General features: G+C 43.3%; 20 protein-coding genes. 15 read left to right on the top strand and 5 right to left on the bottom strand.

Annotation, left to right across the window (positions count from 1 at the left end):
* The first annotated feature begins 22 nt into the window (after window positions 1-22).
* From leuB to ilvA, 4 genes are all read left to right on the top strand, one after another.
* Entirely contained in the window at window positions 23-1,114 is a 1,092-nt protein-coding gene (gene leuB / locus FSB76_RS07345) for a 3-isopropylmalate dehydrogenase (RefSeq protein WP_147052966.1), read from the top strand.
* A 125-nt stretch (window positions 1,115-1,239) separates the two neighbouring features.
* Window positions 1,240-1,995 (top strand): methyltransferase domain-containing protein, encoded by a 756-nt coding sequence (locus tag FSB76_RS07340; protein ID WP_147052965.1) that lies wholly within the window; start codon window positions 1,240-1,242, stop codon window positions 1,993-1,995.
* Window positions 1,996-2,101: 106 nt separating this feature from the next.
* Entirely contained in the window at window positions 2,102-3,268 is a 1,167-nt protein-coding gene (locus FSB76_RS07335) for a 2-isopropylmalate synthase (RefSeq protein ID WP_147052964.1), read from the top strand.
* Between the two features lie 2 nt (window positions 3,269-3,270).
* The gene (ilvA, locus tag FSB76_RS07330) at window positions 3,271-4,521 is read left to right on the top strand and encodes a threonine ammonia-lyase IlvA (protein WP_147052963.1); all 1,251 of its coding nucleotides are present in this window, start codon (window positions 3,271-3,273) and stop codon (window positions 4,519-4,521) included.
* Here the strand turns inward: ilvA and FSB76_RS07325 are convergent.
* Window positions 4,518-4,910, bottom strand: coding sequence for a hypothetical protein (locus FSB76_RS07325; RefSeq protein WP_147052962.1), 393 nt, complete (start codon window positions 4,908-4,910; stop codon window positions 4,518-4,520). The genes ilvA and FSB76_RS07325 overlap by 4 nt on opposite strands.
* A 6-nt stretch (window positions 4,911-4,916) precedes the next feature.
* Here FSB76_RS07325 and FSB76_RS07320 point away from each other — a divergent pair, with 6 nt between their 5' ends.
* Window positions 4,917-6,578 (top strand): FKBP-type peptidyl-prolyl cis-trans isomerase N-terminal domain-containing protein, encoded by a 1,662-nt coding sequence (locus FSB76_RS07320; RefSeq protein ID WP_147052961.1) that lies wholly within the window; start codon window positions 4,917-4,919, stop codon window positions 6,576-6,578.
* A 327-nt stretch (window positions 6,579-6,905) separates the two neighbouring features.
* Window positions 6,906-7,475: a hypothetical protein gene (locus FSB76_RS07315; RefSeq protein ID WP_147052960.1), complete on the top strand. Its 570-nt coding sequence runs from the start codon at window positions 6,906-6,908 to the stop codon at window positions 7,473-7,475.
* A 336-nt stretch (window positions 7,476-7,811) separates the two neighbouring features.
* On the opposite strand, the gene FSB76_RS07310 is transcribed toward FSB76_RS07315, so the two are convergent.
* The gene (locus FSB76_RS07310; protein WP_147052959.1) at window positions 7,812-10,604 is read right to left on the bottom strand and encodes an NACHT domain-containing protein; all 2,793 of its coding nucleotides are present in this window, start codon (window positions 10,602-10,604) and stop codon (window positions 7,812-7,814) included.
* A 208-nt stretch (window positions 10,605-10,812) separates the two neighbouring features.
* Window positions 10,813-12,030 (bottom strand): hypothetical protein, encoded by a 1,218-nt coding sequence (locus tag FSB76_RS07305; RefSeq protein WP_147052958.1) that lies wholly within the window; start codon window positions 12,028-12,030, stop codon window positions 10,813-10,815.
* Window positions 12,031-12,490: 460 nt separating this feature from the next.
* On the opposite strand from FSB76_RS07305, the gene FSB76_RS32685 reads away from it, so the two are divergent.
* The 7 genes from FSB76_RS32685 to FSB76_RS07275 all read left to right on the top strand — a co-directional run bounded on the left by FSB76_RS32685 (window position 12,491) and on the right by FSB76_RS07275 (window position 19,171).
* The gene (locus tag FSB76_RS32685; RefSeq protein ID WP_262713505.1) at window positions 12,491-12,619 is read left to right on the top strand and encodes a hypothetical protein; all 129 of its coding nucleotides are present in this window, start codon (window positions 12,491-12,493) and stop codon (window positions 12,617-12,619) included.
* Between the two features lie 752 nt (window positions 12,620-13,371).
* Window positions 13,372-14,856: a serine hydrolase domain-containing protein gene (locus tag FSB76_RS07300; RefSeq protein ID WP_147052957.1), complete on the top strand. Its 1,485-nt coding sequence runs from the start codon at window positions 13,372-13,374 to the stop codon at window positions 14,854-14,856.
* 649 nt (window positions 14,857-15,505) lie between these two features.
* Window positions 15,506-16,015: a hypothetical protein gene (locus FSB76_RS32340; RefSeq protein WP_192910133.1), complete on the top strand. Its 510-nt coding sequence runs from the start codon at window positions 15,506-15,508 to the stop codon at window positions 16,013-16,015.
* 489 nt (window positions 16,016-16,504) lie between these two features.
* The gene (locus FSB76_RS07290; RefSeq protein WP_147052956.1) at window positions 16,505-17,452 is read left to right on the top strand and encodes a heme-binding domain-containing protein; all 948 of its coding nucleotides are present in this window, start codon (window positions 16,505-16,507) and stop codon (window positions 17,450-17,452) included.
* Window positions 17,453-17,456: 4 nt separating this feature from the next.
* Window positions 17,457-17,933, top strand: a complete 477-nt coding sequence (locus FSB76_RS07285) for a hypothetical protein (protein WP_147052955.1) — start codon at window positions 17,457-17,459, stop codon at window positions 17,931-17,933.
* Between the two features lie 148 nt (window positions 17,934-18,081).
* A complete protein-coding gene (locus FSB76_RS07280) occupies window positions 18,082-18,336 on the top strand; it encodes a hypothetical protein (RefSeq protein ID WP_147052954.1) in 255 nt (84 codons plus the stop codon).
* A gap of 637 nt (window positions 18,337-18,973) precedes the next feature.
* Window positions 18,974-19,171 carry an ATP-binding domain-containing protein gene (locus FSB76_RS07275; RefSeq protein ID WP_147052953.1) on the top strand — a complete coding sequence of 66 codons (198 nt, stop codon included), beginning with the start codon at window positions 18,974-18,976 and terminating at the stop codon, window positions 19,169-19,171.
* A 44-nt stretch (window positions 19,172-19,215) separates the two neighbouring features.
* Here FSB76_RS07275 and FSB76_RS07270 read toward each other — a convergent pair whose 3' ends face one another.
* The gene (locus tag FSB76_RS07270) at window positions 19,216-20,109 is read right to left on the bottom strand and encodes an MBL fold metallo-hydrolase (protein ID WP_147052952.1); all 894 of its coding nucleotides are present in this window, start codon (window positions 20,107-20,109) and stop codon (window positions 19,216-19,218) included.
* Window positions 20,110-20,392: 283 nt separating this feature from the next.
* Here FSB76_RS07270 and FSB76_RS07265 point away from each other — a divergent pair, with 283 nt between their 5' ends.
* Both FSB76_RS07265 and FSB76_RS07260 read left to right on the top strand, forming a co-directional pair.
* Window positions 20,393-22,801 carry an ABC transporter permease gene (locus tag FSB76_RS07265; protein WP_147052951.1) on the top strand — a complete coding sequence of 803 codons (2,409 nt, stop codon included), beginning with the start codon at window positions 20,393-20,395 and terminating at the stop codon, window positions 22,799-22,801.
* A 90-nt stretch (window positions 22,802-22,891) separates the two neighbouring features.
* A complete protein-coding gene (locus FSB76_RS07260; protein WP_147052950.1) occupies window positions 22,892-23,242 on the top strand; it encodes a nuclear transport factor 2 family protein in 351 nt (116 codons plus the stop codon).
* Here FSB76_RS07260 and FSB76_RS07255 read toward each other — a convergent pair.
* Complete coding sequence (locus FSB76_RS07255; RefSeq protein WP_147052949.1) at window positions 23,207-24,451, bottom strand: hypothetical protein; 1,245 nt, start codon at window positions 24,449-24,451, stop codon at window positions 23,207-23,209. The genes FSB76_RS07260 and FSB76_RS07255 overlap by 36 nt on opposite strands.
* Between the last annotated feature and the right edge of the window lie 11 nt (window positions 24,452-24,462).

Genomic DNA, 24,462 nt, shown 5'->3' with positions numbered 1-24,462 from the left:
GGGGGTTAGGGGGCTGGGCTTCATGAAAAAACACATTTTAGTAATACCCGGCGACGGGATAGGCCCCGAGGTTACTACCTGGGGTAAAGCGGTTTTAGAAAAAATTGGCCATGATTTTGGCCATGAGTTTACTTTCGACGAAGCCCTGATGGGCCACGCCGGTATCGAGGCTACAGGTAACCCGCTGCCCGATGAAACTTTGGCAAAAGCCAAAGCCAGCGACGCCATTTTATTTGGCGCCATCGGTCACATCAAATATGATAATGATCCATCGGCAAAGGTTCGCCCCGAGCAGGGATTATTGAAGATCCGTAAAGAACTGGGCTTGTATGCCAACCTTCGCCCTATCATGTTATTTGATGAGCTGCTGGATGCATCAAGCCTTAAACCGGAAATTTTGAAAGGTACCGACATACTTTTCTTCCGGGAACTTACCGGCGACGTTTACTTCGGCGAGAAAAAACGCAGCGAGGACCGGAATACAGCTTCCGACCTGATGATTTATTCCCGTTACGAGGTAGAGCGCATCGCCATCAAAGCTTACGAAGCTGCCATGGTTCGTGGTAAAAGATTATGTTCAGTAGATAAGGCCAATGTGCTGGAGGCTTCACGCCTGTGGCGCGAAGTGGTACAGGAGATAGCCAAAAACTATCCCGAGGTTGAAACCGAACACATGTTTATCGATAATGCCGCTATGCAGCTGGTTAAAAATCCTAAAAAGTTTGATGTGGTATTAACCGCCAACCTTTTTGGTGATATCCTAACCGACGAAGCATCGCAGATTGCAGGCTCGATGGGCATGCTGGCATCGGCATCAATTGGCGATGGTACCGGCTTTTTTGAGCCTATCCACGGTTCGGCACATGATATTGCCGGCATGGATAAAGCCAACCCGCTGGCATCTATATTATCTGTAGCTTTGATGTTAGAAATTAGCTTCGGCCTTAAAGACGAAGCCAAACTAATTACATCGGCCATCGATAAAACGCTGAAAGAAGGCTACCGCACCGGCGATATTGCCGATGCAAATACCGACAAAGCCAAAATTTTAGGTACCAAAGCAATGGGCCAAAAAGTATTGGAGTATTTGGCCCCACCCAACCCTCCCCGGTAGGGAGGGCTTTAAAAAGTCTACCTTAAAAAGATTTCCTCTAACAGAGGAGAATTAGAAGGGGCTATTATTTGTAATATAAAAAATCAAAAAGTCTCCCCTACCGGGGGAGATTTAGAGGGGGCTATATGAAGTGGAACGCTGATTTATACGACCAGAAACATTCCTTTGTATTTCAATACGGGGAGGATGTTTTGGCTTTGCTGGATGTTAAACCCGGCGAACATATCCTGGATATTGGCTGCGGCACCGGCCATTTAACCAAGCAGATACAGGATAAAGGCGCCATTGTAAAAGGCACCGACTATTCGCCGGATATGATTGCGCAGGCCAAAAAACTGTTCCCCGGTGTTGATTTCGCGGTAGAGAACGCCGCCGATTTTTATACCGAGCAAAAGTACGATGCCGTTTTTAGCAACGCAGCCCTGCATTGGGTTTTAGATGCCAATGGCGCTATCAAAAGTATTTACAATGCCCTTAAACCCGGAGGCCGCTTTGTGGCCGAGATGGGTGGCAAAGGCAACGTTGCCAAACTACTGGAAGCCATCCGCCTGGTACTGCAAAATCACGGGTATCCTGATAAAGCCGAAACCAAAGTATGGTATTTTCCATCCACAGCCGAGTATGCCAAACTATTGGAAGACCACGGTTTCCGGGTAACCTTTACGGCGCACTACGACCGTAAAACCCCGCTGCAGGATGGCGACCAGGGCGTAGCCAAATGGGTAACCATGTTTGGCGCCCAGTTTTTAGAAGGCATTCCCGAAGAAGAAAAAGAACAAATATTAGCCGAGATCACCAAAAAACTGGAACCCTACTATAACGAAAACGGCCAATGGTATGCCGATTATAAGAGGCTAAGGTTTGTAGCTGTGAAGGAGTAGGTTATACGTTGTACGTAATACGTTTTACGTACATTGTGTTAAATAAAGGAATAAACGTAAAACTTAAAACGTATTACGTACAACAAATAATAAAAAGGAAAAGAATATGTTACACGATCCCAACCGCGTTTATGTTTTTGATACCACGCTTCGCGATGGCGAGCAGGTACCAGGGTGCCAGTTAACCCCCCCCGAAAAGATTGAGATAGCAAAAGAACTGGAACTACTGGGCGTGGATATTATTGAGGCCGGTTTCCCGGTTTCAAGTCCGGGAGATTTTCAGAGTGTTGTTGAGATCTCGAAGGCGGTAACCAACCCCACCGTTTGCGCGCTTACCCGTGCCAACAAGGGCGATATTGATGCCGCTATCGAATCATTAAAATATGCCAAACACCCGCGTATCCATACCGGTATCGGCTCGTCGGATATGCACATTAAGCATAAATTTAACAGCACCCGCGAGGAGATTTTGGAGCGTGCCGTTGAAGCTGTAAAATATGCCAAACGCGCGGTAGAAGATATTGAGTTTTATGCCGAGGATGCCGGCCGTGCCGATGTGGTGTACCTGGCCCAGATGGTGGAGGCTGTTATTGCCGCCGGTGCTACCGTGGTTAACATCCCCGATACCAATGGCTATTGCCTGCCCGATCAGTACGGCGCCAAGATCAGATTCCTGAAAGAGAACGTTAAAAATATCGATAAGGCCATTATCTCGGTACATTGCCATAACGATTTGGGTTTGGCCACCGCCAACTCAATCGCGGGCTTACAAAACGGTGCCCGCCAGATAGAAGGTACCATCAACGGCATTGGCGAACGCGCGGGCAATACTTCTATCGAAGAAGTGGTCATGATACTGAAAGTACACCAGGTATTGGGCTTGAAAACCAATATCGATTCCAAAAGGTTTTATGAACTAAGTCAGATGATCCGCACGCAAATGCGCATGCCGGTACAGCCTAATAAGGCTATCGTAGGCAGCAACGCCTTTGCGCATAGCTCGGGTATTCACCAGGATGGTTTCCTGAAAATGCGTGAAAATTACGAGATCATTCGCCCTGAAGATGTAGGCTTTCCGAGCGCCACAATAGTGCTAACCGCGCGCAGCGGCAGGCATGCTCTGAAGTTCCATTTGGAACGCCTTGGCTTTAGTTTGGATAAAGAGGAACTTGCCCAGGTATACAACAAGTTTTTAACGCTTGCCGATGTCAAGCTGGATATAAATGACGAAGACCTGCAAGGCTTAATGGCCCACAGGCTGGTAAAAAATTAATAATGGAAACCGAAACTAAAAGCCTGCTCGATTTCGATTCGGCTTACGAACGATTGAAGGGGGTTGTTAAACGCACTCCACTGGAGTATAACGCAGGCTTATCGGCCAAATACGAGTGCGAACTATATTTAAAACGCGAAGACTTACAAATAGTACGCTCATACAAACTGCGCGGCGCTTATAACATGATCAGCCAGCTAACACAGGACGAGCTGGACCGCGGCGTAGTTTGCGCCAGCGCGGGCAACCACGCGCAGGGCGTAGCCTTTAGCTGCAGCCGCCTGGGTACCAAAGGCGTAATTTTTATGCCCGAAATTACCCCCAAGCAAAAAGTTACCCAAACTGAAATGCACGGCAAGGGCAATATCGAGATCATTTTAACCGGCGATACGTTTGACGACTGCCTGCGCGAGGCTTTGATATACACCGAAGCCCACCAGATGACGTTTATCCCGCCTTTTGATAATTACCGCATTATAGAAGGCCAGGGAACAGTAGGGGTAGAGATATTGCAGGACCTGCCCGGTATCGAAGCCATCGTTATGCCCATTGGCGGTGGCGGTTTAGCGGCCGGCACAGGTACCTACCTTAAGCAACACGTGCCAGGCATTTACCTGGTAGGGGTAGAGCCCGAAGGCGCCCCATCAATGCTGGAAGCTTTTGAACACGGTGGACCAACCACCTTAAAAGAGATTAACCGCTTTGTAGATGGCGCCGCCGTAAAATGCGTAGGCAAACTCACTTACAACCTATGCCACGAAGTATTGGACGAAATGCTGCTGGTACCCGAAGGCAAAGTGTGCACCACTATACTCAAGCTATACAACGAAGACGCCATAGTAGTGGAGCCTGCCGGTGCCCTATCTGTAGCCGTGCTGGATGCCTGCAAGGACAAGATAAAAGGCAAAAAAGTAGTTTGCGTTATCAGCGGGGGCAACAACGATATTGCCCGCATGCAGGAGATCAAAGAAAAATCGCTGCTGTATGAAGGCCTGAAACATTACTTCATCGTTCGCTTTCCACAGCGCCCGGGAGCCTTGAAACTGTTTGTGAACAACGTATTAGGCCCCCAGGATGATATTACCCGTTTCGAGTTCATCAAAAAAACCGAAAAAGAAAACGGCCCCGCCCTGGTAGGCATCGAACTGCGCAACGCAGGCGATTATCCCGCCCTGCTCAACCGCATGGCCGCCCACCGTTTCGATGTCATCGAGTTGAATAAAGATCAAACCTTGTTTGAGTACCTTGTTTAAGGTGAAAGGGTAAAGGTGAAAGGTAAAAGGCGAAAGGTAAAAGGTAAAAGGTAAAAAGAACCGGTCATGCTGAGCCTGTCGAAGCACGTGGGCAAAGGCCTGGCCGCCATGCATAACCGCCATGCCAATCCCACCATGTCATTGCGAGGCACGAAGCAAACTCCTCGCATGCCGTTCAAGCCCAATCGGTTACCCCAAAATATCAAAGCCTCCCGAAGACAAAAACTCCGGGAGGCTTTTTGTTTACTCCCAAGTCGTGCCGAACTTGTTTCGGCATCCCACAGGACAGAAATATTTGTAATTACTTTGATCACTAAGCTATTTTGATTATAGTTTTTAGTTTGTAATTTTATTGTTAACTTATTTAAATAGCCCTTCACAATTTTCATAAAACAATGGTTACAAAACAGTTACCCCTGCTTGTTTTTCTAATTTTTGCAAATTTATTCACTACCTTACTTACCGCCGAAGCCCAAGTAAAAAAAGCCAGACCGCAAAGTGTGCCCGATATTTATATGGCAGGGGTTGGTAATGGCAATGGAGAATATTATATGGCCTCGTATTTTAAAAATATGAAGCCGGGTTTGCCACTCACAGGCGCGGATGAAAGTACGAAAGAAAGTTACGGTGCCGCTATATGTGTAGTGGGTAACGACGTTTATATTGCCGGCTGCCTGGGCAGAAAGGCAGTGTATTGGAAAAATGGCCAGTTGGTGCAGCTTGCAAGCACTTCGGTGTCTTATGGAGCCGCATCGGCAATAACCGTAGCTGGGAATGACGTTTACGTGGGAGGAACCGGATATAAAAAACTTTTCCTCCATGACGGGAGCAAAGGAAGAGATCAGGAGCAGCCCAGGTATTGGAAAAACGGGCAGGAAGTGTTGTTACCGCAACCTTTGGAGGATAACGGATACGAAAACGAAACAACTATTGTTTCCATGAAGGTGGTTGGCGATGACCTGTACATCATAGGCCGGGTTGCTTATGGTTACGGGCCTATATATTGGAAAAATGGGCAACTGGTACAATCGCTTAATAACGGATTGGATAGGGTAGAAAAAATAGAGGTAGTAAATGGGAATGTATATGCCGTAGGTTCTAAAGACAGCAAGGCGGCTTACTGGAAAAACGGCACTACTACCATACTTACTTCTGAAGAAAGCTTAGCTACGGCAATAGCCGTGGCCGGCAATGATGTGTATGTAACAGGAATAATAGGCTCCTATAAAATGAAAGGCCTATACCCGGGTTACGGAAATGGCGGCGTGGGAAAGTACTGGAAAAATGGCCGGCAGATGGGCCTGACCGGAGGTGCAGACCAGTATGCAAGCCCGTATCCTAAGTCGATAGCCGTATCTGGCAATGACGTTTATATCGTGGGCATTGATCAGTCCAATAGCAACTATATGCTGTGGAAAAACGGACAGTACACAGCGCTTACTAACAACAACAGCCGGGACGGCTGGTTTGGACCATGGGCAATTACAGCCGGGGCGCCGGGCGGGGTTAAAGGCTACAATGCAACGGTAAAAACCACCCCGCCAAAACCGCAACCGGCACCTGCCCGTTCGTCTGCAACCACTCCGCCGCCTACGCCTGCCGCGCCGCCGGCGCCCGCCCCGCCAGTACAGCCTTCTAATGCTACAGCGATAAAGGTACAACAGGCAGCCCGCTATTTGGCCGACAACAAGTTGAAGCCAGGTGTAACCACCACGGCAAGCGGTCTGCAATACGAGATTCTTCAACCACAGGCCGGCATCAAGCCCACATTATCAGACAAGGTGAGCTATAAGTTTAAAAGAACAATGATTGTTGGTAACCAGGTAATGAGGGCTGAAGGGCTGGCAGGCCCGGTAAACCTCTCGATGACATTTTTGGCTCCGGGCTTGGGCGAAGGCTTGAAACTAATGAGCCCGGGCAGTAAATACAGGTTTACTATTCCGCCATCCCTGGGTGCCGATACACAGCTGCGCGACAGGCCAGCCGATCCTAATTTTCCACTTGGGGCTGTTATAATGATTTTTGAGGTGGAATTATTGGAAATACTTAGTAAATAGTTTTAAAACCGGTTTTTATTAAATAGCCACCGCTGGCGCACGCTTGTCGCGTGTGCCCTGCGTGTAGTAGTGAGTTTGAGTGGTGAGTATAAAAAGGGCCGGTCATGCTGAGCCTGTCGAAGGACGCGGGCAAAGGCCTGGCCGCCATGCCAATCCCACCATGTCATTGCGAGGCACGAAGCAACCTCCTCGCATGCCGTACAAGACCAATTGCTTACCCCAAAATATCAAAGCCTCCCGAAGCCAAAAACTCCGGGAGGTTTTCGTTTATTTGTAAATGCCCAGGCAACAATGCACGCCAACCCATTAACCCCTTATCCACCCAAAATGAAATTGATATCCCTGTTACTGCTTTCCATCCTCCTGCAGGCATCCGCATCAGCCCGAAATACTGCCAGGGGCAACCACAGCGTACATCCTGATTCAGTTGGCCTTTACCAGTACCGGCACACCAGGGTTTTGAACAGCTTTTGTAAAGTATTAACACAACTCAAAAAACGTTTCGCTCCTTCTTATGATTTCAAAGATCCATTCACGCAATTTGGAGTAAAAGGGAAAAAGCCCCTTGCCTTTTTTGTTTACGATCTGGTAGATACTTTAAATAACTCCACCAAAAGAGTAGTCAGTTTTAAAGAGGGGCATATTTACCATTTTGCACCGTTATACCAGTATGAGTCCTTTTCAAACATCTGCATTTTATTCCATGGCAAGCTCGTTTTCTTTAAAGCCATAAATTGCAAAAAAGGCATCAATTCAATTAACGAAGTAATTGCTTACCTTAAACAAAATTTAAAAAACTCACCCGGCTTTGATGGCATCCTAAGCAGAACAGCCAATTACCGCCATTTCGGCCGATATTTTAAAGTCGATTCTTCTGCCTGCTTCTGCGAATACTGATTTGATGGGGGTGCTTGTTGGTTAATGCAAATCAGTATTGCTAATTACTACTATTTGCAGCTGTCTTAATTCTTGATTCTAATCTCTTGACTCTTATCCTGGCGTTCCCTGCGGGCCGGGTTTTCCGCTCATACTGCACAGGCCTTAGCCACCTGTCCGGTATACGCTACACCCCCTAACGCAAGCTGTGGGTGGGATTGGGACTTTGTGCTTTACAACAGCATCGTGATTTGCATACGGGCGCACAGGCCAGGAGGCCTGTGGCAGCGGGAAGTGCTTGCGGTAGCAGAGGGCTCTCGACGAGGACCCCTGCGGTGTACAGAAGGGCAGGTAACATTAAACTAGTAAAAGTATTTCATCTACTTTTTCAGAAAACGATAATTTTGTATCTATCAAACATGTAAGAAGGGTTTTGTATTTAAAATTGTCTAGAAGTAATTTGGTAGACTTAACTCTATTTATATACCTAACGCTATTAAATGATATTAATATTAAAAACAGAATTTTCTTAACTGCCAAGTTTTCCACGAAAGATATTGTAGTGATAAGCTTTTCCAAATGCCTTTTATTAAAATGAAAGTTCTGCTCGTTAGCCGCTAAAAATTTGATCATTTTATCAAAATTAAGCCCAGCCTTGTCGTATCGCACTATATAATCTGAAATTATAGATTCTTCTTTTTCCATTAATCTATAAATCATCGAGATAAACAGTTCTCCAAATCTTAATTCTTGATATCTCGAATCGTAACCCGTAAAAACTTTGTCCTGATCAAAAATTTCAAGGAATAATAAAAAATCTTCTAAAAAAGTTTCACCAGAAGTGAAAGCATACATATTAACCATGTATAAATAATCATCTTTAGAAAGGAGATTTTGATATGTTTCTATAGCTGTTAATTCAAAAGATTCATTCCCTAAAACCCTGTATGATAAATTTAGTTCTGCGTAAAGAGTATATAGCTTAAGTTGATTTATTTCATCTTCTTTAAAAGCAATTTCTAGCTCTTTAAATTTTTCTTTAAGCAAATTTTTAGACTTAACATTTCTGAAGTAAAATGATTCTACAGCTGGGAAAATATGAGGATCTTTGTTTTTAGAATAGTTATTTAAAGTCGTTTCTATTGCAGATGAAATAATATAAGCAATCGAATTTTTGCTGATATTTTTAATATTCAAGCAAACTGATAGTAAAAAAGGTATGGATTTAGAACTCGTCTTTATTTGATCTGTTACAATCGAATCAATGACACTATTTGTTCCCAAGTCTTTGTCAATTAAATTGAATAAAAGCTCAAGGACTATATTCCAAAAAGGATTCCCTATATACTTGGTTATTATCTCATCTCTTTTTTTAATATCGTGTGCTTTTTCGACATTTGAGTAAATCCAGTATGCTGTATAGTATTCTAAGAAAGTTTTATGTGTAAAATTATCCTCAAAATAAATAGATCGTTTTGACGCATAATTCATAAATTCTTCAGCAATCGATTCGCTATTGAAATTATCAGCAATCTCTAATCTTTCTAAGCTGATAGCAACCGTGTTTTTAGCTAATTCATAAGTTATCTGGGGGGTATCGCCACTTAATTTTTCATATTGCCAATATGCTAGATCTGCTAATAATTTATCTTTGCTTTTTAGCACTTCGGGATCTAAATCAAACTTTAAATTTTTTAACGCTTCCCATTTATCGACGAGCGTTTTTGTGCAACTTTGGTATATTTCTAACTTTGATTCTGGAATTTTTAACGCGTTACGATAAATGATTACAATTAATGATAGCAAAAGAGGATTTGTTATTAATTCTCGGTCTATTTCATGCCTTTTGTATAGAAAGCCAGATACCTCCTGTCCGCGAATGTGATCATTATCTTCTTCTTTTTCGTACCATTTGGTTACATATTCTTCTATTTGGTCATCGTTAAACTTCCTAATAAGAAGTTCTTGAAAAGATTCGTTTAAGCTAGTTTCTTCGTATCCTATAATTCGCGACGTGGTTATAGATTTTAGGCATGCATATTTATTTTGAAAGTTTTCGATATCGGTTTTAGCTTCAATTTTATCAATAATGTTGAAAATCTCATCCAAACCATCAAAAAAGATAATACAGTTAAAATGAACGAAAATTTCGTTTATAGTAGATTCGGTTATATTATTAATCTGATAGTCAGTTTCTAAGCTGTATGATAGATATTTCAGTATTGAGCCTTTATTTTCTTTTTTATAAGCTATATATTTTCTTAACTCAATACGAAATGGGACTAAGTTACAAATGCCGGGCTCCAAAAAAGCTTTCCTATTGTTTGATAATATGTCACACATTAAAGATCTTACCAATACAGATTTTCCGGCTCCAGGATTACCAAGGATTACTATTTTGTTATGGTAACTGATTATGCGCGAATAGTCAATTGCATCGTCCACGTCATCTTCATCAAAATCTTCTAAAACATTAATTTTACTTGACTTGCCGAGAGGCTGGCAAAGTGGCCGAATAAAAATATCTTGTAAGTTCTTTCGGTGGATTTTTTTTGAACTGTCTAGTCCTAAGCCGAGGAAATTAATTTGTGAAAGTGAGTTCAGCGCATTTTTAGTATATAGGTCTTTAAATTCGTCAAAATTGAAATTGTCGTCAAATTTTTTGATTACAATTTCTTTTATTTCTCTTAATTCTTTTGCACTTATGGTCGTATTTTTTGCAATAAGCTTTATGTTTTTTTCGATCCCCTGGAAAATAAAATATAATTCATTGTTTGAAAAAATTTCATCAAATAATTTGTCTTTTAGTAGCTCGATCTTTAGAGCTGAAACAAACTTTAAGATGAAATCTTTTGGCAATGTATTTGTGTCAAAAGATTGGGCGATCTTTTTTTTATTTAATTTGGACGACTTGAAAAGCAATTTGAATAATTCATTAAATACTTTTTCGGATTTAAAGAAATATTTAATATTTCCATCAAGGACATCTGGATACTGTGTTTGCAAGTCTTTGGAAACGATATCTACGGCAGTATAAAACTTTTTATTTATTGACTTACTCTCTTTTACAGATGAATAAAGTTCATCGAATCCTTTATCTAATAATTTACCAGTTAACCATCCGCCAACTGTGATAAGCGTACCGACCATATTTTTTTAAGTTAAATAATAGTTTAACAAACAAATTCCCCTTTAGCGCAAGTCTTGAGCGTTGGCTCGGTGGGCGGATGACTTGCGACTTGTTAAAAAAAAATCCCTGACCTTATATCGATCACAAGTCATCCCCCCGCAGCCCTTTACGTAAGACTTGCGCTAAATCGGGGTAGCATTTCAAACCAAATAAATTAGTAATTAAATTCTATTTGCGTTTATTTAAAACGTCATAAAACAAGTATCTTAAATACTCTTTCGTTTCTAAGTCCGACACTATCAAATCTACTTTACCCATTAAACTCAGCAATTCAGATATAGTATTTATTTTCACTTGAAGTAACTTAGTCAAACCTGCCCGTTCCTGCTTGATTTCATTGTTTTTTGTAAGCTCTACTTTTCTCAATAATAAGTACCTCAATTCATCAGGGTTGTTAATATTATTTAATTCTCCAATATCCTCCATGATCTCTGATTCAGATTTTGTAATAAATTCATTCATAGTAGATAAATGAGCAAATACAGTTGAAGGGTTAAAATTATGTTGGATAGAAATCAACTCTGTTTTTAACTTCTCGGGTTTGACATATATCTCATAATCCTCTGATAAAATTGAGTATACTGCTGAAAACTTCATTGCCTCACGTTTAATTTCATCATTTGACATTTCAATAATATATTTTATCGTGCCAATACCTTTAATGAATTTGGTTCCAACCTTTTCAAAGAATACTTTTATATGAGATTCGTCATATTCAGCACGGTTAACTCTGAATTCCCAACCTTGAGTCGTCATTAAGTTTTTAAGAGAAAGCGTTGCCGTGAATAAGGCAAACCTTATCCCATAGTTATTATAATGAGTTGTAGATGTTATCGCTCTAACAAAATATTCACCATCTGAAGTTTTAAGCACCCTAAAATTTCGATTATAATCATTAGAATTTTGATAGTGCTCATTTAAGATTCTAATATTATCTTGTAGTAACTTTGTATGTCGCTCCTTGAAACAAAACTTTGCGAATTGATCTAATTTATAAGCACTCTCAAAGTAATCACTTTTGGCATTGTATGCGGTCTCAGCAAGAAGTATTTTACTTTTTTCCGTTTGAACTTCGCTTTTATCAATTAATATATTTAAGATAATAGAACCACTATCTGTAAACCTATTCAGAGATACATCGCAAAGATTTACCGGAAAATCAAATTTTTCGTACTGGCCATCTTTATAAATTATAGAATTTATCAATTTGTTTAATCCGAGTATTGGAATTGATTCATTCGATTGCTCATCTATCTTAAAAAGTGCGACTAACTCTTTATAGAACTCACTGTTTTCAATAAGCTTAAGAGTCTTTTTGACTGTAACCAATATATTGTCGTCAATTAATTCTTGACGCTCCAAAGATTCTCGATAAAATTTTGACATGATAAAATAGGTCAGGTTTAATAATTGCGTAATATTGGATTAATATATCGATAATGCAATAGGTGTTTTCACCGTATTTTACTTACTATTAATAGCTTGCGCACTTCCCCTGTCGCAGGGGGGCATCCCCCCAGCTACCGCAAGGTCTTTTCGCTGCCGCAAGGCTCCAGCCTTGTGGCCCGGTGATAGGTAAACGCCATGCTAAGTAATGAATATGCAACACGCGGATGTTAATTTCATCCGGGTGTTTTTGTATACCCCCAACCTGCGTTAGGGGTAGCAGCGGATACCAGCCCGCGCCTAAGGCCCTGTGCAGTATGAGCGGATGACCCGGCCCCAACTTCTACCGGTTGGGGAAACGCCCTGGGGAAAAAGAGTCAAGAGATTAGAATCAAGAGATAAGACTTTTTTTGTAAACATCTTGTGATTAGTCGATAGGCCCGATATATGGGCCGTGCCTATGGCACTCATTTACCTGCTGTTTAGTTTACCATGGGTTAAAACCCGTGGCTACAATATTGGCCGAACCTACGGCTCTTTTTTTATTAACCGTTTACTTAAGAACGAGATTGAATTGCACCTGACTTAACTCATATTTCTGTGATAAACGATTGGCTCTCGTTTTCCGTGAAGTGTCAGCAGGGCAGCTTCGGGCGAAAACGGCCAAAACGATGGTGGCCTGTGCGGTTGAAGGGCATAGGAAGTTTTTGCGGCGGGGTTAATTGTCTGAATCAGAATTCACAGAATTAAAGAATCAACAGCATGCATAGCGAAAGATTTTATAACCCTCCGCGAGGATGTCGGAAGCTCTCGTGTTCCCTTCCGGTCAGCAGAGCAGCTTCGGGCGAAAACGGCCAAAACAATGGTGGCCTGTGCGGTTGCAGGGCATAGGAAGTTTTTGCGGCAGGGGAGGGCGTGAGCTTCGGGGCAAAATAATTCCAGCCCAGGTTTTGGCCGTTTTGCAGGGCAAAGGCCCGTGCGGCAAAGAAGCCTTTCTGCTGACAGCCGTTTGGTTACTTTGCGGCTTCAAACGGCGAAGCCCTCTTGAGCCCCAACAAAAATAAACAACAGCGAAAAACTAACAGCCCTCCCGCGGCAACTGAGCGGGCCGATGTTGTCGGTTACAACTAAATAATGTTAAAAAAACGCGGCTAACATACCAGCCGAAGCTATAGTGTCTACTCCGCTAAGGGTTTTAACAGCCCGGAATAGCTGAAAATTATTTGGCTTTGCATCAGCCATCTACAGGCTTTATGCATAAACAATTTTATTTGCAGCGGTTCTTGGGTAACAAAAGCGCTATGTTTAGCTCTAAATCTACGTTAACCATCTACATATCACATGAATTTTAAAACTGCTGTTTTTGTTTTCTGTTCCTTATTCGTCACCCTTTTGGCATCAGCACAGGACGTTTCCGCGCCCGATAGTATCGATCTGTTTTTGCAAAGTAAAATGCAGCGCTTGCACATACCTGCTTTGCAGGTGGCTGTAGTACGCGATGGAAAAATTGTTAAAAACAAAACCTATGGTATTGCCAACCTGGAAAATAACATACCGGCCACCGATAAAACCATTTTTTCGGTCAATTCGATAACCAAAGCCTTTACGGGTGTTGCGGTAATGCAGCTGGCCGAAGAAGGGAAACTGGATATTAACGCGCCATTGTCGCGCTACCTGGATAGCCTGCCCCCAAAATGGCAGGGCATTATGCTGCAACAAGTGTTAACCCATATTTCGGGCCTGCCGGATATGCTCGACGCGGAAGAACAGGTGTTGGGCCATAACGACGAAAGCGAAGCGATGCAAAAAGTAAAAGCGCTGCCAATGGAATTCAGTGTGGGCGAAAAATTTCAGTATAATCAAACCGGGTATGTGCTGCTGGGCCAGATTATTACCAAACTAAGCGGCATGCATTTCACAAAATTCATCGAAGAAAGACAATTCAAAGTAGCCGGCATGAACCTGACCCGCTTTGGCGACTCGTATGATGTGATTCCTAATTATGCAGGCGCTTATACCATGACCAGGCAGGTGGGCAACGATTTTGTGCGGAACAAGGTGCCGGGGATAGGCTATATGCAGTTCCCGGTATTTTTCCGTACTGCTGCCGGCATACAATCTACAGCCACGGATATGGCTAACTGGATCATCGCTTTAAAAACGGGCCGACTGCTGAAACAGCAAAATAGTATAGCCATTATGTGGACCCCGGCGATATTGAACAATGGGAAGATTGGCGGTTTTAACAAACTTACAAACGGTTATGCCCTTGGATGGCCAACGGTAACCCGGAAGGAGCATCCGGCAGTTGGGCCGGTGGGTGGCGGCCGTTCGGCTTTATTTGTTTATTTAAAGGATGACCTGTCCATCGTGGTGCTCACCAATTTAATGGGAGGCAATCCGGATAGGTTTATTGATGAAATAGCCGGATATTATATACCTGATATGCACGAAGCAAATGGCTTTGGGCTGCCCGAAAATGTAAAAAAACTAAGAACCGCCCTTTTAAAACAAGGTTTTGCCAACGCAAATAAGGTTACTGCGGGATTGAAACAGGCCGACCCATTATTCACGTTAAATGAGCAGGAACTGAATGCCTGGGGCTACCAGTTACTGGGCCAGAAGAAAGCTGCCGAAGCCCTGTATGTTTTTAAACTGAATACAACGCTGTTTCCCAAAAGTGCCAACGCTTACGACAGTTTAGGCGAAATACAGGAACTTACCGGCAACAAAAAAGAGGCCTTGTTAAGCTATCGCCAATCGTTGACTTTAAACCCCGAAAATAAAAACGCGGCAAACCGCATTGCCGAACTGGGTGGTAAATAATAAGGGAAGTAAAAAAAAATGCTGCTGTCTGAATCAGAATTTTTCACATGTAAATGATTTTTCAAAGGTGTTCAAGAGGGCTGCGCCGTTCACAGAATTAAAGAATCAACAGAATGCATAGCGAAAGATTTTATAATCCTTCGGGACGATGTCGAAAGCTTTCGTGTTCCCTTCCCGTCAGCAGAGCAGCTTCGGGCGAAAACGGCCAAAACAGTGGTGGCCTGTGCGGTTGCAGGGCATAGGAAGTTTTTGCGGTGCGGGGGCAGGAGCTTAGGGGCAAAATAATTCCAGCCCAGGTTTTGGCCGTTTTGCAGGGCAATGGCCCGTGCGGCAAAGAAGCCTTTCTGCTGACAGCCGTTTGGTTACTTTGCGGCTTCAAACGGCGAAGCCCTCTTGAGCTCCAACAAAAATAAACAACAGCGAAAAACTAACAGCCCTCCCGCGGCAACTGAGCGGGCCGATGTTGTCGGTTACAACTAAATAATGTAAAAAAACGTGGCTAACATACCGGCCGAAGCTATGATTCTTTTATATAACGCTGGCCCATAATACTTCGAACTCATTCAAAGGCAGCTCTTTAAGTTGATAACCAACTTATTGCTTATCTTGGCAACATCAATCATTATTTTACACGCCACCTTATTCAACTATGCCAGTCGCCTATCCATTAGAAAAATACCTGTTCACAGATGCCGACTTCGACAACATGAACTGGCACGACTGCCCTATCCATTCCTTCTGTTTCAACGACGACTACGAATTATCCCTGGATATCGACTATATATTTGAATGGGTGCAACCCAAAAAAGGAAGCAAGTATTATAAGTTTTGGATTACTCCCTGCACCTTAGTATTCGAAAACGTACGGCAGGTTGAAATTGAATTAGAAGGCCAGCAACCTATCATAGATTTTATCCAAAGGGAAAACCCCCAGGCAACCATAGCCGCCGAATACCTGGGCAGGGAATTCGAATATGATTGGGATATGGTGATGATAAACGGGGAAATGACTTTCAAATCGGCGGGCTTTAAACAATATGTAAGGCAGCCGCCAATTCTCATCCGCGAACAAAAACTCGAACTGGAAGTAAGAGGCGGGATCAGCTTTGACAGGATATCTTTTTTGGAAAAGAACCAAGAGCCAGGAATTAAAAGTTAATACTTTTTGTTGCAGGAGGTTGAGTTTTGAGCTGATGAACCTACGCATCGCTGTTCAAATATCTTTTAATACCGGTGCCGATCATGTATTATCGGCCAGGATCGGTTTAGCAAATGGAAAGCAATAAATAATGCCAAGGCATGGAAGAAAAAAAGCCGCAAACACCCTCGCGGTATTTGCGGCTTAACCTAAACCTATGAAAACATTCTTACTATGAAAAGAATATAAACAGGTATTCAAACCCGGTGCCAACAGGTAAAAACTGCCTGTAGATGCTCGAAACGGCATTTTTAACCATGCCCATTTTCCACACGATGGAAAATGTTGCCTTTTTTGGAAAAAATGTTCCCGCCCTGGGTAAGAAAAGATATCGCCGTAAACCCTTGCCCCGGCCATTGCCGGGTTTACCCCCCCCCCCTTTACGCCGCTACCATCGGTTTGCCGTTGAAAACTTGTAACTTACTTTATATTTGTTAAAGCTACAACGCTATGAAAAACAAAGGATTTAAAAAGCTGCTGGTGCCACTGGGGGTATTGCTCATTATCTTTTTGGTAATGCAATCAATAAGGCCGGCGCTACCCAACCCGCCGGTAAAAAAGGATTTTGAGGCTCCGGCCGATGTGAAGAATATATTGGTAAGGGCTTGTTACGATTGCCACTCCAACCAAACCAACCTGCGCTGGTACGATAAGATACAACCGGTTTACTGGCAGGTTGCCGCGCACGTAAAGGATGGCCGCAAGGTGCTCAACTTTTCCGACTGGGGCAGCCTGGCCCCGGCCGACCAAAAGGCCAAACTTTGGGAGGCGGTTAATCAAATTATTGCAGGGGCCATGCCAATTAAAAGCTACGCCTTTGTGCACCCCGACGCAAAAGTTTCCGGGGATGATATAGCTGTATTGAAAAACTATCTTGCCGCTATGGTGCATGATAAGCCGGCCGATACCGCCCAAACCAACGCGCTATTTAAGCAGGTAAAACAGCTTGCCCCAATAGCGGCAGCCGGCCACAATTTGCCTGAAGCATTAAATGGTATCAGCTATATTCCCGATTATAAAAACTGGCAGGTGGTTACCACATCGGATAGGTTTGACAACGGCACCATGCGCGTGATTTTTGGTAACGATGTAGCCATTAAAGCCGTTAAAAACCACCAGGTTAACCCATGGCCAAACGGTACCATATTTGCCAAAGTGGCCTGGGATAAATTACAGGATAAAGACGGCAACGTGCGCACCGGAGCCTTTAAACAAGTTGAATATATGATTAAGGACGACCAGAAGTACGCAACCACCAAAGGCTGGGGCTTTGCCCGTTTTAAAACCCTTAAATTGGTGCCCTATGGTAAAACTGCGCTTTTTGCCAATGAGTGCGTAAGCTGCCACAAGCCCATGAGTAATAACGATTTGGTATTTACCCTGCCGGTTAAAAATTAAACAGATGAAAAAATTAAGCATTTTAATAGTGGCCCTGGGTTTGCTTTTTGCAGGATGCCAGTCGCCAACCCCAGCTGAGCGTTTGCTCAATGCGGATGCATCGTTGCCGGCAGCACACACCATATCTGATAAAGGCCTTAAAGTGATCGCGTCGTTTATCAATAACAGGCAGCATACCATGGCCACCCTGTATGGTAACGCGGCCGCCCTGCAAAGCCTGCAAGGCAGAACCAGGCCCACTGCCGGGGAAGAGCTCACCCTCATTACCTGGAAGCAAAAGGAGGACGAACACTGGTTTGGCGCCAAAATTCCGGGAGCCATAAGCTCGTTAGAAACAGTAAAGATACTGCCGGGCGATAACAAAAATGTAGTAAGCTATCAACGGTTTGTGGGCGCGGCTTTAACTGCCGACAGGGATACCATTGGCAATGCAGGCAGGATAGCGTTTATGTTGGCCCAGCAACCATCTGTTATGCCGTGATTTTTGAGCGCGATTTTACCATCGGGAATGCCGTTGTGTTTAACTTGCCTGCACGCATTATTTGGTTTAGCGCCATGTTTACAGGTATTCCGACGTCTATCCCTAAAATTTACTTAAAGTGCTTACCTTTGATTATACCTTTAAAAACATGCCCCCACGCCAAACCATTTCCTTTTTCGATAAGCTGAGTAAACAGGTGATTAGCATACAGGTTGCCGGCTCGGCGCAGCTGCCGCAAAGTGCTGGGTACTTCAATACGGATACTAAACAGGTTTTATTGGGGAGGGATCGATTTAGCGAATGGGAAACATTAACCGGCCACCTGGAGCGGCAAATAGAATTTATATTAAGCTTGCAAAAAGTGACGGGGGAGGAGAGTCAGGAGATTAGCGTCAGGAATTAAGACTTTTGATCAGGGTATTACCGCGCTTTTTATAGCCTGCGCTGACTGGAGTATACCTCCGGCCCTTCGAATGGTTTTAGCCTTCGGGAATTTCAGCCACATATTGCAATTTTAAAGCCGGAGATTACTGGTTTTGCAGGCTGCGTTTTCAAGAAAATTTACATGGAATTTTACTTCTGTTTTTTGTGTGAATTTTTGTATCATTTATTGCAATAAATACAACTTTTTTGTTGAAAAATCAGCAATAAATAGCTTTTTTTTAGCTATTTATTGTGGGTTTAAGAGGCATCTGAGAATATAAAAAGGATGGGTATATTTGTAATGATTACAAGCAAAGAACAGCCCCCCGCACGAAAGCGGGTTAGACAAAGCAAACGCATCTAAATAGCTAATGGCATGGGCTTATGGCGCAGGGAAGATATAAGCATCAAACTCCTTGTTTTATTGGCTGATCCTGGTTACATGATCCGGCTACCGAAAGGCCTTTTATTAGTCAACAACAGGCACATGTATTTGGATGTGCCTAAATTACGCAACCGTTTTAGTGTTAACCATGATAAAATATAAAATATTGATTATCAAATATTTATAAATATTTTATCTGAAATGTGTTAAGTTATGTTAACCCAATGAGTACATTAACTGCCTTAAAGCCAGCTATGGCTACGCGGTTACCTGCCACAAAGCCCAGGGTGGGGAATGGGCAAAGGTGTACCTTTTCCTTGAAAAAAGCATGTACGCCATGCCTTACCCCGAGTTGTGTAACTGGTGGTATACCGCCGTATCCAGGGCCAAAGAAGAGCTAAACCTGGTCAACAACTGGTGGGTACGTTAAGTGCTTTCGGTATCTTTCACCCCACCTTTAGGGAGCCGGGGGGCTTAGCTTAACTCTTCATAAGCGGCTGTTAATCCCCGTTCAATGCCGTCGCCTTGCCACTCGGGTGCGCCGGGGATAGTTTTGGCGGCCATGATCTCGTCTTTTGATTTGCCCGCTTTAATACTGCTACCCACATAGGTTACCAGGCTTTCCATAAAATGTTGCATGGCTTTTACATCATCTATATTGCCGGTTACCTTCAGCGGATCAAGTGCGTGGCCAAAAACGAATATGGTGTTTTTATCAAACTGTTTGGTGGCTGCCTCCAGCGTGGTTATCCAGCTTTTGCACGATGCACCGGCGCTACGATCAACAAAGGGGAAACGGCGGTTAAAAACCAAATCGCCGGTGTGTACTACGTTAGCATTTTCAAAATGGATAAAACTATCGCCATTGGTGTGCCCTGCGCCAAAGTAATGCGCGGTAATGTGCTCGTCGCCTACTTTTGTTTTCCATTTATCGGTGTAGGTAATATTGGGGTAAAGCTGTTTGTCGTCGTTATTTTGTTTAGCCGCGGCGGCTTTTTGATTGGTAAGCGAATTGGCATGCGCTGCTACATTGGCTGCAATGCCTTTAAAAGAGATGTTACCGCTGGTATGATCGCCGTGGTGGTGGGTGTTAATGAGCCATTGGAAGGGTTTGTCTGATTTCTTTTTCAGTTCGGCAATAACATGAGTAGCCTGTTCGGGGAACTCAGCATCAACCACTACGATACCTTCTTTATTTACCAGCCAGGCAATGGTGCCGCCCTTTTCGGCAAACATGCCTACATTACCACGCAGGGTTTTAAACTGAAAGGCAGGGTCCTGCAGCAAAGCGGCCAGGCTTCTTTTTCCAAATAAAGCAATTGCGCCCGCGGTAAGGGCTGTTGTGGTTAAAAATTTACGGCGTTCCATGTTAGTTCATTGGTTCACTGGTTCATTAGTTCATTGGTCTTGTATGGTGGCCAATGCGGGAAATGGGTTTAGTAAATTTAGGTATTTTAATACTGAAGTATCAAGTCGTTAGTATTATGTATCAAGATTGATGCATTGCGCCATAACATACCTAACCAGATGCCGCATGCAAATACCAATGAACTAATTAACCAGTGAACCAATGAACTAACATGTTAAATAATGTTAACACTCCCGCTTACCTCGTACAATCAAATTATCTTTATATGATAAAACAAACCTTATGCTGAAAAACTACTTTAAACTGGCCTGGCGTAACCTTTGGAAAAATAAGGTATTCTCAATAATCAACGTATTCGGGCTTGCTGTGGGAATAGCTTTTACTATGCTTATAGGCGCATATATATGGGGGCAAGTGCAGGTAAACCACCAGCTAAAAAATTTCAGGAACCAGTACATTTTAACCAGCAAGTGGAAAGATGCGGGGCAGGGAAATGAAATTGCTTCGGCAGGGCAAATGCCCCAGGCTTTGCATGATAATTACCCTGACTTGGTTGCCAATTATTACCATTTTGATGGTGTAACTACCAACGTATCAAAAGGCGATAAACATTTCAGGGAGAGCCTCCAGTTGGGCGATAGTACATTTTTTAATATGTACGGCTTTAAATTGCTTTATAGCGACGCCACAACAGCACTGAATGATCCTTTTGCCGTGGTACTTACCCAAAAAATGGCCCTGAAATATTTTGGCAAACTTAATGTGGTTGGCCAAACCATCAACTTTGAAAGTTTTGGTGGCGAAAAGCACGATTTTACCATCAGCGGTGTACTTGGCGACATGCCCAAAAATTCGGTAACCAACCTTGATCAGAACAATAATTCTGATTTCTTTTTTACGGCAGCCGCTGCCAGGTTTTTTAAACGTAACCTGGAAGGCTGGACAAACTTTAGCACGGTAGGCTATGTTGAGCTGAAGGACGGCGTTACCGCCAAAGACCTGGAGCAGCCCCTGCGCGATTTGCTGAAGCGCAATGCGCCGGCCGATATCAGTAAAAGCCTTACAAACATTGCCGTTCCGCTGAAGGATTATTACCTGGACGGCTGGGGTGGCGCTGCCAAACGGATGTGTTACACCCTGGGCTACATTGCCTTGTTTATCTTGTTGATGGCTATTATTAATTTTGTAAATATCTGTATCGGCCGCTCTTCGGGCCGGATGAAGGAGATGGGCATCCGTAAGGTGTTGGGTGGGTTGCGCGGCCAGCTTATCCGGCAGTTTTTAACTGAGTCGGTGCTGATGGTTTTAATAGCTACAGTTATTGCATTGGTGTTTTATACGCTTTGCAGGCCATATTTTAGTAACGTGTTGGGCGGACAGATCAACGGGCTTTTTGCTTTCCCCTGGTATTTTATGGCGATACCCGTTTTATTTGCAGTATTGGTTGGGATAGTGGCCGGCATTTACCCGGCGCTGGTGCTATCGGCTCTAAAATCTATCGATTCGTTAAAGGGTAAGCTGGCATCGGCAAAGGAAAGTGTGCTGTTTCGTAAAACATTGGTGGGTTTCCAATTTGGTACGGCAGCCATTGTATTCATCGGGGCGCTTATTGTTTCGCAGCAAATTAACCTGTTTTTTAACGGCAGGCTGGGATATAGTAAAGATTATGTGGTGTATGCCCAGTTGCCAAGAGATTGGTCGGTAAAAGGTGTGCAAAAAATGGAATCTGTAAGAGAACAGCTGGCGCAAATGCCCCAGGTAAATAGCGTGTCGCTTTCGTGGGATATCCCGAACGGGCAAAATGGAGGCAATTATGCTGTGTATAAACAAGGCGGCAACCCGGCACAATCTGTTACGGCTACGGGTTTAATGGTTGATAACCAATACGCGGCAACCTATAATATACCCATGCGGGCCGGTACTTTTTTTAAGCCGGTTTTTATTGCGGCAGATACTACGCAGGTGGTAATTAATGAGTCGCAGTCCAAAATGATGGGTTACAAAACTCCAGGCGATGCTATCGGACAAAAAATAATGCAGCAGGGCAGCAATATCCCGTTAACCATTTGCGGTGTTACCGCCGATTTTCATTTCGGATCGATGCATGACCTGATGCCGCCCATTACTTTCATGAATGTAAACTATACCACTTATTACCGCTATTTTTCGGTAAAACTAAAGCCAGGGGATATACAGCAAAGCCTTACCGCTCTGCAAAAAAAGTGGAGCGAACTATTACCCGGCGCCCCTTTTGAATACAGTTTTGTAGATGATGCCCTTAAAAAACTTTACCAGTCAGAAATTCAACTGAAACAGGCAGCTTACATAGCTACCATATTGGCCATTATCATAGTGCTATTAGGTGTACTGGGACTGATATCATTGAGTATACAGAAACGTACCAAAGAGATAGGTATCCGGAAAGTATTGGGCTCGTCGGTTACCGGAATCATCAGTTTGTTTATGCAGGAGTTTTTAGGGGTGATAGTAATTGCCTGCCTGGTTGCCTGCCCGCTGGCCTACTGGATGATGAGCACCTGGCTTAGTGACTATGCCTACCGGGTAACCATCGGTCTTAATCCGTTCATGGCAGCTATCGTGGGCCTTACGCTGGTAACTGCCTTACTGATCAGTATCCAAACAATAAAAGCCGCACTGGACAGCCCGGTGAAGAGTTTGCGGAGTGAATAATTTAGTCGTTGGTCATTTCGCTGCGCTGTCATTAGTATTTTGTTGGTGATAAATGCTATACAATTAACACATGTATAAAACGATTGTATTATGCTTCATGAAAATGATATTAAAGAACTCTATGCCAATTTTAATAAGCGGGATATAGACGGTGTTTTGAAACTATTTGATGCCGATGTTGAATGGCCCAACGGATGGGAGGGCGGCTACGTAAACGGGCACAGGCAGGTACGTGATTACTGGACAAGACAATGGGCAGAAATTGATCCGTTGGTTATTCCTGTTGGTTTTAATGGCCTTGCCGATGGCCGCCTGCAGGTTGAGGTAAAGCAAACAATTAAAGATAAAAATGGCGAATTAATTGCCGAAGGAATTGTAATGCATATCTACACTTTTGCGGATGGGTTAATCAGCAGGATGGATATTGAAATTGTTAGCTGATTTAGTCGGATCATCCACCATAGTCCTATCTTTTTGAACTGCCCGACGGGATGCCCTTTTTCTTTTGGGTTTATCGTCATCCTTCAGTCGGTAACAAAGCAAAATCAAAAGGAATACAGTGGCTCCAATGCTAAATGACGTTAATATCCAGAACAGTTTATTGCCATTGTGTTTGGCGAATGGTTCATGTACCGGTAAAAATATAAGGGGCTCTATAAGGGGCTCTTCGTCTGGAACATCGTTTCTTGAATGAACGGCGGCAAAATAATATTTAAAGTCATCATTATTAGCCGTAATTCTGTTCATATACGTCAATTTATCCAATGGTTCGCTATTAAAATCGGCTTCGCATTTGGCCACGAACACTTTGAAATTTAAATCCTTTTCGGTAGTCGATAGCCGGTTGCTGATGGTTTTACTATACCTGATAGCCAGCCACGCTGCCGGCCATATTTTTTGAGGCTCCGGGTCTTTTTTTAATTTATACCTGGATGTTACTACTGCCAATGCACCATATTTGCCTGCCTCGCCGTATTGCGGCATTACCTGCGATGGATTTACGTAACGCATAAACCTTATAGAATCGGCAGTCAGTTTTTTTAACCGCTGCATGGTACTTAGCTTGTTATCAATGATTACCAGCGTTTTTGGGTTGGCCCGTTTGCGCATCGCAGTTATGATGTTTGTATCGGGGAAAAGATGATTAAAAAGAGGCACGGCGGTGTAGGCCGTCATCACAAAATCGGTATTGTTTTTCCCTAAAACAGAAAACACTATCTTAACGTGTGCAGCTTTTTTTGCGCTATAAAATTGTTTAACAGTGTAGTATTTTGTGATGGGCAGGGTGTTAACCTGGCTAATACTATCAAGGGCAGTTAGCTTACCTGTAGATGTTTCTACATATTGCTGCGATATACCCGTTGGTATAGCCCACGCAAGCCCGGTTATATAAATAAAGAATACAATTGGGCTCCGCCCACCGTTGTTATTATACTTAAGTAATTTTAAATGTGGACGCAACCAAATGATAAGTATGATAAATACCAATACGCCAGGTATGGCAAAGTTTATATACCATTCGGGCAGACTCACAACATTAAACCGGATTGCCAGTAACCAATGTAAAAAAGTATAGGCAGCCAAAGTGATACCGCCTATATATAGAAAGGGCAGAAATATCAGCTTAAGTTTAGCCTTAAATTGTTGCATACAGGTATAGG

Source organism: Mucilaginibacter ginsenosidivorax, from assembly GCF_007971525.1.
GTDB lineage: Bacteria > Bacteroidota > Bacteroidia > Sphingobacteriales > Sphingobacteriaceae > Mucilaginibacter > Mucilaginibacter ginsenosidivorax.
The sequence above is the reverse complement of the archived record's forward strand: the minus strand, read 5'-3'. Positions and strand labels throughout refer to the sequence as shown.